Source organism: Bradyrhizobium sp., assembly GCF_035484855.1.
Taxonomy (GTDB): domain Bacteria; phylum Pseudomonadota; class Alphaproteobacteria; order Rhizobiales; family Xanthobacteraceae; genus Bradyrhizobium.
Genome location: NZ_DATHOP010000057.1, coordinates 1 through 2195, shown reverse-complemented (window position 1 = coordinate 2195; position 2195 = coordinate 1). Strand labels below are relative to the sequence as shown.

3 protein-coding genes are annotated in these 2195 nt (G+C 61.8%); 2 read left to right on the top strand and 1 reads right to left on the bottom strand.

The features are described 5' to 3' along the window. The first annotated feature begins 256 nt into the window (after positions 1-256). Positions 257-985, top strand: coding sequence for a CoA transferase subunit A (locus VK804_RS07225; RefSeq protein ID WP_325369349.1), 729 nt, complete (start codon positions 257-259; stop codon positions 983-985). Continuing rightward, positions 985-1635 (top strand): 3-oxoacid CoA-transferase subunit B, encoded by a 651-nt coding sequence (locus VK804_RS07220; RefSeq protein WP_325369347.1) that lies wholly within the window; start codon positions 985-987, stop codon positions 1633-1635. The genes VK804_RS07225 and VK804_RS07220 overlap by 1 nt, the downstream gene beginning before the upstream one ends. Before the next feature lie 235 nt (positions 1636-1870). Here VK804_RS07220 and VK804_RS07215 read toward each other — a convergent pair. Continuing rightward, positions 1871-2195: MFS transporter (locus tag VK804_RS07215; RefSeq protein WP_325369345.1), on the bottom strand; the 325-nt coding region annotated here is incomplete at its 5' end.

The window sequence follows — 2195 nt, the reverse complement described above, 5'->3', positions numbered from 1 at the left end:
GCCCGCGGATCCGGCAACCGCCCAAAGGCCTTCTTGAACTTCCGCATTCGACCCCCTCCATAATCCGGGAGTCATCTTCAGAATCCGTCTTGCCTTCCAATGCAATAGCCGGTGAAAACCCATATGCGATTCCCCTGCCGCGTGCGGGGCGAGGTGACTCCGAAGGCCCGTCATTGACGCATTGCGAAGAATTCGCCTAATAATCCACAGAACAACTTTATGTCTGACTGTTTCCTCCATCGAGGCTCGCATTTTCATGAACAAGGTCTACCCCGACGCCAAATCGGCCCTCGAGGGCATCCTGAAGGACGGCATGATGATCATGTCCGGCGGTTTCGGCCTTTGCGGCATCGCCGAAACCTTGTCGGATGCGATCCGCGATTCCGGGGTGAAGAATCTCACCGTGGTTTCCAACAATGCCGGCGTCGACGGCATCGGGCTCAGTCGCCTCTTGGAGACGCGCCAGATCAGGAAGATGATCTCGTCCTATGTCGGCGAGAACAAGCTGTTCGCCCAGCAATTTCTGGCCGGCGAACTGGAACTGGAATTCGCGCCGCAAGGCACGCTCGCCGAGCGCATCCGCGCCGGCGGCGCCGGAATTCCCGCGTTCTATACCAAGACCGGCGTCGGCACCTTGATCGCCGAGGGCAAGGAAGTGAAGGAATTCGACGGCGAGAAATATCTGATGGAGCGCGGGCTGTTCGGCGACCTCGCCATCGTCCACGCCTGGAAGGGCGATACCGCCGGAAACCTCGTCTACCGCAAGACCGCGCGCAACTTCAATCCGATGATGGCCACCGCTGCGAAGATCACGGTCGCCGAAGTCGAGCATCTGTTGCCCGTGGGCCAGATCGAGCCCGACCAGATCCACACGCCTGGCATTTTCGTGCAGCGGATCATCGAGGTCGGCACCGCGGTGAAGCGCATCGAGCAGCGCACCACCCGCAAACGGCAGGCGGCGGCCGCCGCCGGAGAGGAAGTCTGATGGCCTGGACCCGCGATCAAATGGCGGCGCGCGCCGCGAAAGAACTGCGCGACGGTTTTTACGTCAACCTCGGCATCGGCATCCCCACCTTGGTGTCGAACTACATTCCCGAGGGCGTCGACGTCGTGCTGCAGAGCGAGAACGGCATGCTCGGCATGGGGCCGTTTCCCTATGAGGGCGAGGAAGATCCGGATTTGATCAACGCCGGAAAACAGACGGTGACGGAGCTCGCCTCGACCAGCTATTTTTCGTCGGCCGATTCGTTTGCCATGGTGCGCGGCGGCCATATCGACCTCTCGATATTGGGCGCGATGCAGGTGGCGCAGAACGGCGATCTCGCCAACTGGATGATCCCGGGCAAGATGGTCAAGGGCATGGGCGGCGCGATGGATCTGGTCGCCGGCGTCAAGCGCGTGGTGGTGGTGATGGAGCATTCCGCCAAGGACGGCCCCAAGCTCTTGAAGGAATGCAACCTGCCGCTGACCGGCGAAAAGGTGGTCGACATGGTGGTGACGGATCTCGCGGTCTTCACCATCGACAAGCACGGCAATGACGGCATGGCGCTGATCGAACTCGCCGACGGCGTCACCCTCGACGAGGTCAAGGCCAAGACCGAAGCCGATTTCCGGGTCGCGCTGAAGAACGCGTAAACATCATAACATGTCGTCATGGCCGGGCAGAAGCGCGAAGCGCGTCTTCGCGCTAGATGTCCCGGCCATCCACGTCTTTCTTGGTGCGATACCGTTAAGACGTGGACGCCTGGGACAAGCCCGGGCATGACGACTTGCTTTTCACGCATCCGCTTCACCGGGCGCTGAGGGCGGGTTCATCCCGCCGCTCCGCTTGAGATGTACTTTCGGCGATGATGCAGGCGGCTTGGCGCCATCAGGCTGCGGAGGTGGCGACCTCCTCAAGCCCGCGATTGCGCGGCTCCACGCCCCAGGCCCAGACCACCACGACCTGAACCACCACCAGCCCGATCATCAGCCAGACCACGCCCGGCAGCTGGTAGGATGCCATCAGGGCGCCGACGATGAAGGGCGAGACCACGGTAGCGCCGCGTCCGAGCGTGTTGCAGATGCCGTTGGCGCGCAGCCTGATCTCAGTCGGGAACAGCTCCGTTGTATAAACGCCGAACAGGATCGCGGTCTGCACATAGATCGCGACGATCAGCACGAAGCCGACACTCAACACCACCTCCGGGTCGGAC

Bases quoted from the DNA above. Each gene is read 5' to 3' on its own strand.
- VK804_RS07225 (WP_325369349.1), top strand. From the start codon at position 257: ATGAACAAGGTCTACCCCGACGCCAAATCGGCCCTCGAGGGCATCCTG.
- VK804_RS07220 (WP_325369347.1), top strand. From the start codon at position 985: ATGGCCTGGACCCGCGATCAAATGGCGGCGCGCGCCGCGAAAGAACTG.